Consider the following 15,415-nt stretch of genomic DNA (forward strand, 5'->3'; position numbering starts at 1 on the left):
TTCAGATATGTTTCAAACGTGTCCCAAATATAGATATTATTTTTTTTCTCCAAAACTTTCCTGTTGTAATTCTACTTCACGCAATTCATATTTAGAAATCCTTCTTTTCAATCGTAAAATTTCCTCTTTCATTGAATTAAGTTCCAGATCGTCTGTCCCGTGAATTTCAACTTTTTTTTTCGGCACTGCTCCGAATCTCAACCGGATTATAAATAAAGCGCATCATAGGCTTCACAGACTTATATTCAAACTCACAAGGAGCAATAGCATGTACTCCTTCTCCCAATACTTCTGCCCGGATATTTATCTTTCCTGCATTTGTTGTCGCACGAATCAAGACAGGGGCACTTCCCCAATGGGCCGGTACAGGATTGCATGCAATATCGCAATCCCCCAACAATGTAGCCTCACCCATAACCGTAAAACGTACAGAAGTATTATTCAGTCTCTTTACCGTACCTTCCTCATCTACAATCTCCGCTATTAACGTAACAACATCTGAACCATCAGCACGCAAAGGCAAACCGTCATCATCTACACGAAGGCGCAGGCTCACTGGCCGCCATGAAGGATACTTTTTATTGGTTGCCACAATCTTACCGTTTACCAGCCCTTCTGCCAATATATATGCTTCTTTTCGTTTTCCGGAACGGGCCAAAGCCTTCAATTCCATAAAATGAAAAGCATCTTTGAAAGTAATAATAGGAGAAGGCATTTTGCACTTATCGGCAGCACGTTGGTAAACGTATTTTTTACCATTCTCAAAAACAGTCAAATGCACTTCTTCACAATTAGAATAAACTGTAACGTCTTCGGGTGAGAAAGGTGTCATCTCATTCGCTACATAGACCATAGGCCCACTCTCTGCCGGAAGTTTGTCCGATTTGCCAAAAGGCCTCTGTGCCATAAACATATAATAAGACATTTTGGGCTGGCGAAAGGCATCCATTATTCCACCATAGAACGGTTGAGGGTGATATCCGCGTTGATGATCAAAAGCATGCCACAAAGTTCCACCCACATGTGCAAGTTGCGAAGCGTAGAGTGTCTCCAGGCACGTATAAGGATAAGCGGGAGAAGCATAATGTACAGCTTGTTGTAACATAGGACTTTCTCCCCACGAACGATGTACCCTACTGTTTGAATTATGGGAATTCCAATCATCTACATTATCCCCGAACTCCCGAGTAAAGTACATGATTTCTTCTTTCAATGTACCGGCATTATAAACCGATTTCTTGCCACCGGACACAGATGTAGGATGAGTGTAAATCACAGGAAAATAATCACTTCCCGGTGATCCCGGATCACAGGCAGAAAGAGCTTGTTCATACGGGTATTCTTCATCGACAGTTTTCTTCGCATTATGAGCATATTCCTTAGGGAAATGTGTTTCATTCAAAACCGGTTCCCACATAAAAGTAGAAGGATGATTACGATCACGACGAACCAGACCACGAATATCAGAGTAGGCTCTTTCTGAAAAAACCGGTTCATCATTCCAGAATTGCCATCCGGCAACAGCCAATATCGTTAAAATACCGAATTCGTCACAGGCATCCAGAAAAGCAGGATCATGAGGGTAATGAATACAGCGCACAACACGAATTCCCGCATCACGCAGTTTTTTCGCATCACGCCAATGTAAAGAATTGGGCAGTGCGTTACCGATAATAGCAAAATCCTGATGACGATTAACTCCTATCAGCTTATCCCGATAAGGTTTATTATTCAAGTACAGACCCTCTCTCCCTCTGTATTCTATTTTACGAATTCCTACTTTCTGTAACATTCCATCAATGAGGATACCATTCCCATCTACCAGTTTAATCTCTAACTGATGCAATATAGGAGAATCAGGTGTCCAAAGTTCCGGACGTTCCACATACAGATTCACATCATAATAATTTGCCCTGTCCTTTCGTAGCGAGAGATTTTTACTCCTCTGCTAATCTCCTTGCCTGAGATATCCCGTAACGTCAGCGTAAGTTTTCCTTTAAACAAACCTGACGACTCATTACGCAAATGAATTTTCACACCTATTTCAGCTTTATCTTCCGAAACAAAAGGGTAATGGATAAAAACACCGCCCCCTGCAATTTCATCTTCATAATTAGCATCCGTAATATGTACTTGATTATGAGCTATCAAGAAACAATCCCTATAAATTCCTCCAAAATAAGTAAAGTCCAAAGCTTGCTGGGGTTTACCAGGCAGAAATGAGGGATCATCACTATTATCCGCACAAATAGCCAATGTATTAGTCGTCTCAAAATTCAATCCTTCCGTTACATCTACGATAATCGGCAAATAACCATTATAATGTTCTCTAAGTAACTTTCCGTTAAGCCAGATTCGCGACTTGCCCATTATACCTTCAAAGTGCAGATAAACTTTTTTATCTTTCAGATCCCCGGGTACGGAAAAGTTTTTCCTGTACCAAGCCTCTCCCTGATAATTAATACTGCCACTGGCTTCTTCAGGAAGCAGTTCGAGTCCATGTGGTATACTCACAGCTTCCCATGAAGAATCATCAAATTCTCTTTGCCATGCATCCGGACAACTTCCTTTATAAAACTGCCATCCCACATTCATATTATATACTTCGCGACCACTACCGGCAAGTTCATAAAAACCTGCTGTAGAAAAATGCAGTTCACCAGCCTGCATGACTGGAACTAAAAGTGCTAGCAAGAAAAATATTTTTATACGCATCAGTCTATTATTTCAGATTACTTACTCTTTTCCAGCTCTAAAATCTTTTGAAAAGCCTTTATTTTCTCCGGGTATCTATCTGCTAAATTATTTTTTTCTCCGATATCTTTCTTCAAAAAGTACAGTTGATCTTGCGGAGCGTTACCTAATTCCGTGTTTGTGAGTTTTTCATAGGCTTTTTTATCACTTGGTGATATATACTTCCACTCACCATCAGATACGGCCAAGCTACCAGCTTGTTCCACCACATAATCACGCCCTTTTTTATCTTTTCCATACCATGTGGATAATTGCTCCCGACTATCTTTCTTCTGATCACATGTAAGAGATATTCCTAAAAGTTCAGACATGGTTGCTAAGAAATCAACTTGTGAGACTAAAGCCTTTGAAACTCCTTCCTTTACCTTACCCGGGTAACTGACAATAAATGGTATGCGTGTTCCTGCTTCAAAACTACTATATTTACCTCCTCGATACGCTCCCCAAGGACGGTGTTCACCCAACAATTCTACCGCCTGATCCTGATAACCATCATCTACAACAGGCCCGTTATCGCTGGTCAATACAATTAATGTATTCTCCCGCAATCCTAACCGTTCAAGGGTTTCCATAACCCGACCGACAGTCCAGTCAAACTCTATAAGTGCATCTCCCCGGGCCCCCATTCCACTCTTACCGGTAAAACGCGGATGCGGAACACGAGGTACATGCACATCATTAGTAGCAAAATATAAAAAGAAAGGATGTTCCTTATTACGTTCTATAAACGCTAATCCGTGAGCAACAATACTATCATTTATATTTTCATCTTTCCATAAAGCCTTCTTCCCTCCTTTCATATAGCCGATACGTGAAATTCCATTAACGATAGCCTGGTCGTGCCCATGATCAGGACTTGGTTTCATCAAAGTCAGCAGTTCAGGGTGAGTCTTGCCTAATGGTTCACCATGAAAAGGCGTTTTATAACTTACATAAATCGGATCTTCCGAATCCAAATCCACAACACGCCCATTCTCTACCCAGACACAAGGTACCCGATCTCCCGTAGCAGCCATCATATATGAATAATCAAAACCAATATCTTTCAGTCCGGGAGTTATCAATTCATTCCAATCCTGTTCACCGGTTTTATCCCCCATACCTAAATGCCATTTTCCTACAGCACCGGTAACATACCCCGCCCCTTTAAACAGGTCGGCCACCGTGTATTGTTCCGGTCGGATAATCATTCCGGCATCTCCGGGTGCTACTCCGGTATCCGTCCGCCTCCAAGCGTAATGCCCGGTCAGAAAAGAATAACGTGAAGGAGTACTTGTTGCAGCCACAGAATGCGCATTAATGAAACGTACACCTTGATTAGCCAACTTTTCCACATTAGGCGTATGTATGGTTTTCTCACCATAACAACTCAAATCACCATAGCCGATATCATCAGCCATAATAACAATGACATTGGGCTTTTTTATCTGCTGCGCAAATAACGCGACAGGTAAAAAGACACAAGTCATCCCGGAAAATATAGTTTTGGTATATTTCATAGCTCACTTTTTTTGCTTACTATTATATCTCAATAATGCTTCCAGATAATAATAATCTGCATATATTAAAGGAACATCTATCTCACTTCCATGAGGTATACTTCCTACACTATGCATCAGAATAAAATTACAGTTTGTTCCCGTTTCCGCCAGATAAGACGGAGAAGAAAGACTCTTCAATATATGTTCAGCCGCCTGACCATACTTTTCCCCATCAGTCGCATAATCCTCCAACTCTAAAAAAGCTGAAGCAGCTATCGCTGCTGCCGAAGCATCACGCGGTACTTCTTTAAACATCTGCGGATCATAGTTCCAATCAGGAACATATCCTTCCTGTCCGGCATTAAAATCCCAATAGGGTACCCCGTCTTCCGGCAGATTTGGATGATTCAGCCAGAAGCCAGCTGTATGGATCGCCATATCCAAGAAATCCTTTCTTTTTGTTTCACGATAAGCCATCGTATAGCCGTAAATAGCCCATGCCTGTCCACGTGCCCAAGCAGAGTTATCCGAAAAGCCCTGACAAGTAGCTTTATGAAGTACCTTTCCGGTCTCTTCGTCATAATTCACTACGTGATAATTACTGTAGTCTGCACGGAACTGGTTCCTCGCAGTAGTTTCAGCATGTGTATTAGCAATCTTTGCATAGATAGAATCTCCTGTTGCTTTCGTAGCAAAATACAAAAGTTCCAGATTCATCATATTATCAATGATTACAGGATAGAACCATTCATCTATTCCGTTCCACGCTTTCCGGTAATTCCATGACTCTATACAACCCGTTTTTTCGTTAAAACGAGTACACAGTGAACGGGCAGACTCTACGAGAACATCTTTATAGGTTTCATTGCCAGTCAGACGATAGGCATTACCAAAACTACAGTACATCAGAAAACCGATATCATGGTGATTGGTCAGTTTCTTCAGCGGTTCAAGAGCTTCCGTCCATTTTATTGCAGCCTCTTTCCAGTTTTCATTATGATTATGTTCATATACATACCACAAGCATCCCGGATAGAATCCTTCGGTCCAATCATTCTTTTTCGTAGTTTTCAATTTCCCGTCTTTTATGGTACGCGGATACTCAGTAGGTTCCGGTATCGCTTTCAATTGAGCGGAAAGTTGCTGTTCCGCTCGTTCAAAGCCACGAGACACAATATTTTCCTCATTCTTTGTGCCACACGAGCAAAGAACAAGCAAACATAATATCCAAAGTTTATTTATTTTCATCCTTAATTCCTCTTACCTAAAATAATGATTATTTATTCAATGTATAATGCGGCTCATTAGCAGAAAGGCCGCTCTAGCTTTTTAATGTAGTGACGGCCTTTCTTTGTTAATATGTACCGCATCTGCTATTTCCAGCCCGGATTCTGTTTTAATTTGTCATTCTTGAAAAGTTCCGTATTAGCAATCGGATAGAAGTATAACTTATCATCAACCGAACGTGTATCCAACAATTGCCTTGCATAATCTACACCTGCTTCTCCCTTGGTTATCTTCACTCCATAAATATCTTTTAAGGCATCCAGTTCTTTCCAGCGACGGAGATCCCAAAAGCGATGTCCTTCAAAGGCAAGTTCAACTCTACGTTCATTCTTCAGACGTTTCAGAAAATCTGTTGGCGATAAAGTTTCAGACAATGCAGGCATCTTTACTCCATCTCTGCCACGCACTAGATTTACAGCTTGCAATGCAGACATACCACATTTTTCATTCGTAAATGTAATGTCATCATAAGCATTGACCATAGCCTCTGCATAATTCAACAAGACTTCCGCATATCTGAACAATATCCAGTTGTGATGAGCCTTTGTAGTGGGTGCGCCCGCTTCGAAGCTTACACTGCTATTGACATATTTACGCAAGTAATACCCTGTTGTCGTAGCATTAGTCAATGGTAATCCATTGCTTCCTCCTTCCCATATTTCCACTTCTTTATCCGCAGGCCACTTCATACTATTATGTACAATAGTCAGATAAAAACGAGGATCTCTCTGAGCATAAGGATTTTCACGCATAGCTTCATTATTCCAATCAAAAGGTTCACCGTTATTCATTTCAAACGCGCTTGCCAGATTGTCTGTCGGACAAGTAGATGTCTTTCCGCCTGTCACTCCCATAGGAAAATTAGAAGCTTCGAAACCATTATTTTCTCCATTAGGACGAGCCCAAATGACCTCTTGACTTTTATTATTCTGCGCTCCGAACAGATTCGCAAAATTCTTATCCAAAGTATATCCCAGAGCAGACTGGTTACCTATAATTTCATAAGCGGCTTCTGCAGCGGTAATCCATTTACTCTTATCGTTATCCGGATTGAACAAAGGACTTGCAGCATATAATGTGGCACGAGCTTTCAACGCCAAGGCAACTCCCTTTGTCACACGTCCTGTCTCCTGCTCTTTTCCGAAGTTCGTATAACTCACCGGAAGCAGATTGGCCATTTCCGCACATTCGGAAATAACAAAATCCAAAATTACATCGGCTGATACAGGCTCTGCATTATTCGCCTCTTCTTTAGTAACAACTTTTGTTATTAACGGGATGTTCCTATAACGTTTCACCAACTCAAAATAAAAGAATGCACGCAAGAAACGAACTTCATATTCATAATTCGGATACTCCTTCATCCAGTCTTCATATTCGTCTCCATACTTCCAGTCTTCAAAAGTCAGTCCGACCATATTTTCCAAATAGAAATTAGCATCGTGAATTCCTGAATAATAGTTGGAAAATTTGTCATCAATCGTAGTATTGGCAGACCAGGTTCCATTTACAAACCTCTGTACCTTTGATGTTCGGTAAACATGTACGGCGTCATCTGTAGCTGCATCCTGCATCGCTCCGTCAATACTACAGAAATCCTGAGGCAAATAACTATAGACATTCGTTACAAATTGCTTAACACGTGCATAACTTCCCTGAATTTGCTCTTTTGAATAATAATCCGACTCGTTGCAGTCCATGAAATCACAGGCAGCAAATAAAAACAGTGACAGAAATATTATTATATATTTATTTATAGATCTCATATTGTTCTACTTTTTTAGAAAGATAAATTAAATCCAAATGCATATTGAGTCATAGTAGGATGCGATGCACCGATAGCCTCCGGATCGCGGATATCAATTCCATCAATACAGAACAAATCATGCGCGCGGGCAAAGATTTTCGCTCCACCCAGAAAACCGGTCTTCTTCAACAACTTTTCCGGAAGTTTGTAGTACATCTCCAATGTTCTCAGCTTCAAGAAAGAGGCATCAGCTACCCACAATGAATTATTGTTGTAATTATTATCCGATCCTGAATAAGTAAGGCGCGGAAGGGTACCGTTTGGATTCGTTTCACTCCAACGGTTCTCATAATAATAAGTAGAAATCGTATTATTACCTACTATAGGGCGATAAATACTTCTTGTATCCAATAATTTGCTGTAATTACCTGTGCCTTGAAACAGAGCATACACACCCAACCCTTTATATTCCGCTCCCAAATCAAACGAATAATAGATTTCGGGACATGTAGAGTTATATCCTAACGCAACCAGATCATAATCATCAATCCGATTATCACCGTTCTGATCTTTAAACATCAGATCTCCAGGGCGCACATCACCCAGGTATTGTTTGACTTCACGATTATCGATTTCTTCCTGTGATTGATAGATGCCCACTACCTCATAGCCAAAAAGTTGATTTAGAGATCCTCCTGTACGCTTCTGATAATCATAAGGACGATATTCTTCATTTTGTTCTATAATCTTGTTGCGTACAAATGAGAACTGCCCACCTACGTGGTAAGTGAAATTCGAAATCTTATCATCCCAGTTCAAAGCAATTTCAACACCTTTATTGTCAACAACCCCGTCATTGGCTTTCGGCACTGACATACCCAATATACCAGAAACCGCATTACTGCCACTAACCAGAATATCCGTACGATGATCATAAAAAGCATCAATAGCCAATGATAATTTATTCCAGGCTTTGAAATCAACTCCGACATTCAGTTTATGAGACTTTTCGTATGTCAGTCCCTCAACTCCCAATTGAGTCAGTTTCATGCCGCTCATAGAGGTTGGAGTATTCTTAAAGAAGTATGAACCTCCACCACCGTAAATGTCTTGAAATAGGTTTACGTCATAATCAGCACGTCCGGAAATACCATACGAAGCTCTTAGTTTCAGGAAGTTCAGCCAGTCGTTCTTCAGAAAACTTTCTTCCGACAGAATCCAGCCGACACCAATAGCCGGGAATATTCCCCAACGATCATCGGGATTGAGTATGCTGGATGCAGAACCGGACAATGACAAATCCACCAAATAGCGATTATTATATGCGTAATGTGCCTGACCTATTACATCCATAAAGGCACGTCCCGTGTTACGTCCCTTTGACTTTATCTTATCCATGGAGTACATGAAAGTAGCATTCAAATCATGCTTGCCCCACTGTCTGGTAAGGTTGGCATAAGCCTCAAAGTTAAAGTGAGTGATAACGGAACCTACACTTTTTGAATAAGAAAGTGTACCTTCATTGGCATGAGTTTTAAATTCTTTCTCTCCCGTCTCCAAATTTAAAACAGCCGATTCGTAACCGAAATTCTTCGTATTGCTGTCCCAATAGGCAGCAGTGTTATCCAATGCGACTTTAATACCACCGGTCAATCCCGGCAACAGAGCCGCCAAGTCCTGTTTCAAATGTATATCAGCAAACAAGGCACGAGTCTGAGAACGCGCATATCCCTTACCTGAAATATTAGCGACCGGATTATTTCCATAAGTCGTAGTACCTCCCCAAATTCCCCTTTCCGTCTTGATGGGAAATGCACCGGCAGGAACCTGATATAAGGCTGTAAAAATATCGCCAACCCCTGTCCCCGGACGATTATGTTCAGAGAAGTTACCCAACAAGTTCAATTGCACAGTCGTAGTAGGTGAAGCTGTAATATCTAAATTTGTACGAACATTCAGCTTGGAATACTTAAGTTGAGTGGAATAACCATCATTATCTCCGGTGGGCTGCAAAATGCCACGGTTATCCAGAAAGTTCAACATTGTATAGTAGCTTACAAACTTACCGCCACCGCGTGCCGAAAAAGTTATATTATCTCCATAGCTGGCTCCTCGCAACGTCTCGTCCACCCAATCTACATTAGGATAAAACAACGGATTGGTCTGATTTTTAAACGCGTCCAGTTCTGCCGACGAATAGCGCGGCATCGAACCATCGTTCTTCATAGCCTCATTCAACGCTGACGCATAAGTATATCCGTCTACAAAATCGGGTAAACGCTTCGGAGTAGCCATATTAAACTCATAAGAGAAATTGATCTGAGGAGAAGTCAGACTGCCACGTTTCGTTTTAACCAGGATTACACCGTTGGCACCACGAATACCGTATAAGCTGGTAGCCACCGCATCCTTCAACACACTGACCGATTCTATTTCTTCCGAACTCAGTTCCTTAAGAGAGCGTTCGAAACCATCGACCAATACAAGCGGACTCTTAGAACTTAAAGTCCCCATTCCGCGCACATACATAGTAGCTCCGTCTTCCCAAACCGCACCGGTATTCTGCAACACCTGTAACCCCGGTAGCATACCGAATAGTTGATTCGTGGCATTAATGCTATTCTTATGCGAAAGCTTATCGCTGGTAGCCGTAGAAACGGCACCGGTAACCTCTCTTGCATCATGAGTAATATTGCGGCCATAGTCTATAACCACTTTATCCTTATGAATCGTCAATGTGTCTACTTGTGCCATCAGGTTGAATGAGCACAGTACACTTGCCAATATGATATTTATCTTTTTATTCATACTTTTGTTTATCTATGTTTTTCAGATGTATTATTCCCAACCAGGATTTTGTATCAATCCATATCCTTTATTAATTTCATTCTGCGGGAAAGCACTCAGATACCATTTCTCCGAGAATCCACCGGGATTCCACCAGGCACGGCTTTGTTCTCCTCCCAGGAGCGGGAACTCTTCACAAATATAGCTACCGTCATTCTTATTCTTATAGATATTCAATCCATGCAGAGGAGAAGAAAAATTATCCTTCATTTTCCAGCGGATTAAGTCGAAAAAGCGTACCTCTTCATAGCCAAATTCGCAAGCGCGCTCACGAAGGAGCTCTTTTCTGAATTCTTCCTGACTCAAGCCCTTCTTCAGTCCTTTCATGCCGACACGTGCACGTACCTTATCGACATAACGATAAGCCTGGTCATTCGGTCCGTTGTTATACTCATTCAAAGCTTCCGCATAACTCAAATAAATTTCCGCAATACGCAGATGAGGCCACTGAATGACGTGACCGTTATACTCGCCCGCACGGTCCAATCCCCATTTCCTGCAAGATAATCCCGTTAATAGAGATTTGGCTGTTACTTGACCTACATTCCAGTCTCTCCCAGCCGGATAATTCTCTTTATCGTCCGGCTTTTCCTTTGTCACGCCAGCCATTCTGTTTTGAAAGAGGTCTCCATCCAGAATGAATGTTTCACTGAGACGAGGATCTCTGTTGACAAACGGGTTCTTTGTATGTTCCGGATTATTCCAATCAAAATTCTCTCCATCGGAAGTCGGGAACATATCAAAATATTCCTTTGTAGGACAGATTGCTCCCCAACGAATAGACTGATTGGTATAGGGTTGCTGATTAGCTTTATAGTAGTTCTCTCTGCGGACTGATATTAAAGTTTCGGTAGTACCACGATCAAAATAAGCAGCACGGAAAGCATAACGATATCCACTGGGATTGACGTCTTCTTTTTCAACCAGTTTGTAGAAACCATTACTGTCAACAGCTTTAAAGAAAGCCTCGCAGGCATCCATTGCATGTTTCCAACGCTCACGGTCATAGTTTCCGAACCAAGTCATCATCGCATCGGAAGCAGCTCCCTGATAGTAAGGTTGATCATTATTAAACAGCGGACTGGCTACAAAAAGCAATACCCTTGCTTTCAGCCCCATTGCACCGGCTTTGGTCAGACGTCCGTCCCAGTTAGACATCTCCGCTTCTGATATATGCCAAGGGAACTCCGGACAATCAATAGCTTCATTCAACAACCTCACGATAAAATCGACCGTCTGCTGCAAAGTGGCCCGGCCAGGCATCTCTGCTTCAGGCGAAATTACCTTATCCACAATAGGCAAACCTCCATAATGGCGTAACATGTGTGCATAATAAACCGCTACCATAGTTTTAGCCTCCGCTTTCAGGCGTTCTTTCTCCGCCTGATCCATATCAGGTACTCTGTCGATATTGGCTACAATTAACCAGGCATTACGGATAGCCGACCACATGTGGGTTTCATTGTCATTAAAGCGAGCTTTAGTAGCCATATACGTTCCTCTCGGTGAGTTTTCCGTACCGGCATTATAGTTACCGGCATAATAGACCTTATTAACCCCTGAGTATCCCAGATAATCCTGGTTCAAATCTGTCAGTCCTTCAATATTTCCCAACCACATCGTATTCCAATAACTATTCGACGTTTCCAGTCCCATCGGTAAATATCGATAACTGTACCACAAAACTCTGCGGGCATACTCAGCAGTTGAAAAGACCGTGTCGATTGTAACATCCGTGCTGGGGGGCTTTTGCAGGAATTTATCTCCGAAAGCCAAATCCTCGCATGCGTTGGTAGAAATCAGCAATCCCAGCAGCAACACAATAGCATGAAAATGTTTCTTTATATTTTTCATATCATTTCTTTTATTTAAGCGTTAAAATCCAACCTTTAATCCAAAGTTTATAACTTTCACCAACGGATAGGTATCTCCGCTAGGATTACTTTCGGGGTCACTGAAACCTAATGAATCAAATGTCAATAGGTTATAACCGGAAAGAGAGATGCGCAAAGAACTCAAATGAATCTTACTCAAAAGACCCTGAGGGAAAGAATAACCGACTTCCAGATTCTTCAGACGAACGTAAGAAGCGTCACGCAACCATAAATCAGAATCTTTATAATTGTTCGGTTTACTGTTTGTCAATGAAATAGCCGGCGCCTTTGCGGAATTTCCCTTCTCCGGTGTCCAGGCATCATCTATCATGTACTTCAACAGAGAGCGGTTATTAGTACTTCCAAACGGATAACGGTAAAAGTCCGCAACCAAACGGGAAGTCTTAAATGCCCCTGCCCACGTCATACTGAAATCCAAGCCTTTCCAAGAAAAGCCCATTGACAGATTGCCCGTAAGCAATGGATAAATAGGATTGCCAATGGCCGAAACATCATTATTATCGATCTTATGGTCTCCGTTGAGATCCTTATATTTCACATCGCCGGCCAAGGGGGTGAAGCCTTCACCATGATCGGGGATTCCCCCCTCCTTCCCTCTCAGCGAAGCATAATTGGCCGCATCCTCTTCCGTAAAGAAACCGTCATACATATATCCGAACTGTTGCCCGACAGGACGACCTGTCCGGCGCATCCATTCGTAAGGCTGAGGAATCTCATCATTAAACACAATCTTGTTCTTGGCATATCCCCAATTGGTCCCGACATGATATCTTACATTCTGGATCTGATCTTCCCAACGAGCCGTCACCTCGAAACCTTTATTATCAACTTTACCCATATTTACGATAGGCAAACTCACGGCAAGATAACCGGGATTGATATTACGGGATATCAGAATGTCCTTTCGGTGTTCAATGAAGTAATCAAAGGATGTTTTCAGACGGCTGTCAAAAAAGTGCAGATCAACACCATAATTCTGTTTGGCAGCTGTTTCCCAAGTTACATTCGGATTACCAATCCTCGATTCTTTTGCACCGACCAATACATTATTAACTATGGAGCCAAAACCATATTTTTCAGTACTGATTGTATAGGCATCGGGAAGATATAGGAATCTGGAACCGTTAGAAACGATGTCATTACCGACAATACCATACGAAGCACGCAGTTTCAGATAACTGATATATGGTTTTAAGGATTCCATAAACGGCTCTTCCGAAATGATCCATCCGACAGAGCCTGCGGGGAAGAAACCGAAACGGCTGCTTTCCGCAAAATTCTCGGAACCGTTATATCCAATACTGAAATCTGCCAGGTAGCGGGTTTTATAATCATAAGTAGCACGCCCTACCAAACCTACATAACTACGGGGAATACCGGGAAATGACTTATCAGAATAGTAATATTTCATGTTTTGATTATACATAAACAAAGCAGACACATTATGAGGTCCGAACTTTCTCTGATAATTTACGGCCGCTTCCAGATACCAGTCACGGGACTGGCCGTATTTTTCATTGCTATACCCCAGGGTTTGCATCTCCTGGTTTTTCTTCAACAAGACTTCACCTCCTTCTCCCAGAAAGGCTTCATAACGGTCAGCACGCCCCTCACGACGCTTTGTTATGCTCACACCACTATTATAGGCACCTTTCACGTGAGCTTTCAACCCCTTTGTAAGGAAGTCAAGTTTCTGATCAAGCACAAAGTCAAAGTTCACCACATTATTATCATACGTATTGAAACCTTTTCCATAGTAAGAGTTCAAGGCATCATACACAGTGCCGAATTTTCCAAATGTCTGCGCATTAACGGTAACCCACTTTCCATCTACAATACCGGGTCCCGCAAAGGGAGCTGTCCAATATATATCCCTGAACAAACTTTTGACATTTGTAGCCGTACCGTTATTGTAATTAGGTTCACGCCTGTCAGTCAGGCGGCCTCCCAGATTGATTTTCATGGAAGTAGTTTTAGTTACATCCACATCCATGTTCACACGGTAGTTGTAACGGTTGTATTTAAAACCGGTCTTGTGGCCGTGCGTGTCAAACGTTTTAAAAAGTCCGTCCTGAGTAAACACACCCAGCGAGGCAAAATAGCGAACGCGCTTTGAACCACCTGAAATATTAAAGTTATGCTGAGTCTGTACTGCTGTCTTTCTTATCAGCATGTCAGTCCAGTCTGTGTCCGAATAGATCAAAGGATTACTGTGCGTGCGGAATGCTTCCACCATTTCGGGGGTAAACGCCAGGTTTTCTTCCGCCACTCCATCACGCAACTGAGCATTATTGTAAGTCGTTGCATAATCATAACTATTAGCGAACTCCGGTATACGGGTAGGCAACTGAAGTGCCATACTGGTAGAGAAACTGATTTTAGCTTTACCTTCCTGTCCGCGTTTTGTAGTGACAAGAACAACCCCATTGGCACCACGAACCCCAAATACGGCAGTTGCCGAAGCGTCTTTCAATACCGTGATGTCTTCAATTTCATTTGGATCCAACTGATAGAATGAACGTTCCACCCCATCCACAAGCATCAAAGGAGCAGACAGACCTTCGGTCAATGATCCCACGCCACGCACATAAATCGTAGCGTCGTCGGCACCCGGCTGTCCACTGGACTGTACGCTGGACAATCCCGGAACCTTTCCACTCAATGCATTAGCAATACTGCCCACAGGCGATTTCATGATTTCATCTGACTTCACCGAAGCAATCGCTCCCGTGACTGTTACTTTCTTAGTAGTGCCGTAAGCAATTACCTGCACTTCTTCCAGCGTGGTAACATTTTCAGTCAGCGTTATCTTCAGTTCCGACTCACCTTTATAGACAATTTCTTTGTCCTCGTAGCCTATAAATGAAACTACAATAGTAACCCCAACCGGAACTGTCAACGTAAACTCTCCATCCAGATTGGTTGCCATACCATTCTGGGTTCCTTTCACAAATACAGTAGCGCCGATAACCGGACCCATATCGTCCAATACAACACCTTTCACTACTTTTGTCTTAGCTTGCTGTGTAATAGCTGTTGACCGGGAATGACTTTCATCCCCCCAAGCCCTGCCTGAGTGCACGACCAATAAAGCCAACGCGAGTAACCATACTTTGTTTCTCATAAAATAGATTTTGATTGATATTTTTATAAACTCTGCGCTTACGATGAAAAGCCCTCGATAAGCACAGCGCAAACTAAGTCTAATTTCCAGACTTGTACTTTCCCTGCATATATGATACATGTGCACAAATTGTATATCGGACGATCTGTGCCACACTTCGGACTTTTTTAACCCTATATCTCTATGGAATAAGCGCGGTAACCGCTCCTCCCCCAAGTAGTATTATCCGTCATCTTACGATATAACTTCCGTTACCCCACAGCGTAATTTCCGTCACTCC

6 protein-coding genes and 1 pseudogene are annotated in these 15,415 nt (G+C 42.2%); all 7 read right to left on the reverse strand.

Features of this window, described 5'->3' with window-relative positions; genetic code table 11:
* Window positions 1–36: 36 nt before the first annotated feature.
* The 7 genes and pseudogenes from BN161_RS31005 to BN161_RS06405 all read right to left on the reverse strand — a co-directional run bounded on the left by BN161_RS31005 (window position 37) and on the right by BN161_RS06405 (window position 15,135).
* Window positions 37–2,715 (reverse strand): annotated as a pseudogene (locus tag BN161_RS31005) (glycoside hydrolase family 2 TIM barrel-domain containing protein).
* Between the two features lie 17 nt (window positions 2,716–2,732).
* Entirely contained in the window at window positions 2,733–4,223 is a 1,491-nt protein-coding gene (locus BN161_RS06380) for a sulfatase family protein (RefSeq protein ID WP_044264183.1), read from the reverse strand.
* 33 nt (window positions 4,224–4,256) lie between these two features.
* The gene (locus BN161_RS06385; protein WP_044264047.1) at window positions 4,257–5,483 is read right to left on the reverse strand and encodes a glycoside hydrolase family 88 protein; all 1,227 of its coding nucleotides are present in this window, start codon (window positions 5,481–5,483) and stop codon (window positions 4,257–4,259) included.
* A gap of 125 nt (window positions 5,484–5,608) precedes the next feature.
* Window positions 5,609–7,288, reverse strand: a complete 1,680-nt coding sequence (locus BN161_RS06390) for a RagB/SusD family nutrient uptake outer membrane protein (protein WP_044264048.1) — start codon at window positions 7,286–7,288, stop codon at window positions 5,609–5,611.
* Window positions 7,289–7,302: 14 nt separating this feature from the next.
* On the reverse strand, window positions 7,303–10,077 hold the full coding sequence (locus BN161_RS06395) for a SusC/RagA family TonB-linked outer membrane protein (protein WP_044264052.1): 2,775 nt from the start codon (window positions 10,075–10,077) through the stop codon (window positions 7,303–7,305).
* A gap of 30 nt (window positions 10,078–10,107) precedes the next feature.
* Window positions 10,108–11,970: a RagB/SusD family nutrient uptake outer membrane protein gene (locus BN161_RS06400; protein ID WP_044264055.1), complete on the reverse strand. Its 1,863-nt coding sequence runs from the start codon at window positions 11,968–11,970 to the stop codon at window positions 10,108–10,110.
* A gap of 21 nt (window positions 11,971–11,991) precedes the next feature.
* Entirely contained in the window at window positions 11,992–15,135 is a 3,144-nt protein-coding gene (locus BN161_RS06405) for a SusC/RagA family TonB-linked outer membrane protein (protein ID WP_052356191.1), read from the reverse strand.
* Window positions 15,136–15,415: the final 280 nt, after the last annotated feature.

The organism is Bacteroides timonensis (assembly GCF_000513195.1).
Taxonomy (GTDB): Bacteria; Bacteroidota; Bacteroidia; order Bacteroidales; family Bacteroidaceae; genus Bacteroides; species Bacteroides timonensis.

Coding starts and splice junctions, on each gene's coding strand:
- BN161_RS06380 (WP_044264183.1), bottom strand. CDS start 4,223: ATGACTTGTGTCTTTTTACCTGTCGCGTTATTTGCGCAGCAGATAAAA.
- BN161_RS06400 (WP_044264055.1), bottom strand. CDS start 11,970: ATGAAAAATATAAAGAAACATTTTCATGCTATTGTGTTGCTGCTGGGA.
- BN161_RS06390 (WP_044264048.1), bottom strand. CDS start 7,288: ATGAGATCTATAAATAAATATATAATAATATTTCTGTCACTGTTTTTA.
- BN161_RS06405 (WP_052356191.1), bottom strand. CDS start 15,135: ATGAGAAACAAAGTATGGTTACTCGCGTTGGCTTTATTGGTCGTGCAC.
- BN161_RS06385 (WP_044264047.1), bottom strand. CDS start 5,483: ATGAAAATAAATAAACTTTGGATATTATGTTTGCTTGTTCTTTGCTCG.
- BN161_RS06395 (WP_044264052.1), bottom strand. CDS start 10,077: ATGAATAAAAAGATAAATATCATATTGGCAAGTGTACTGTGCTCATTC.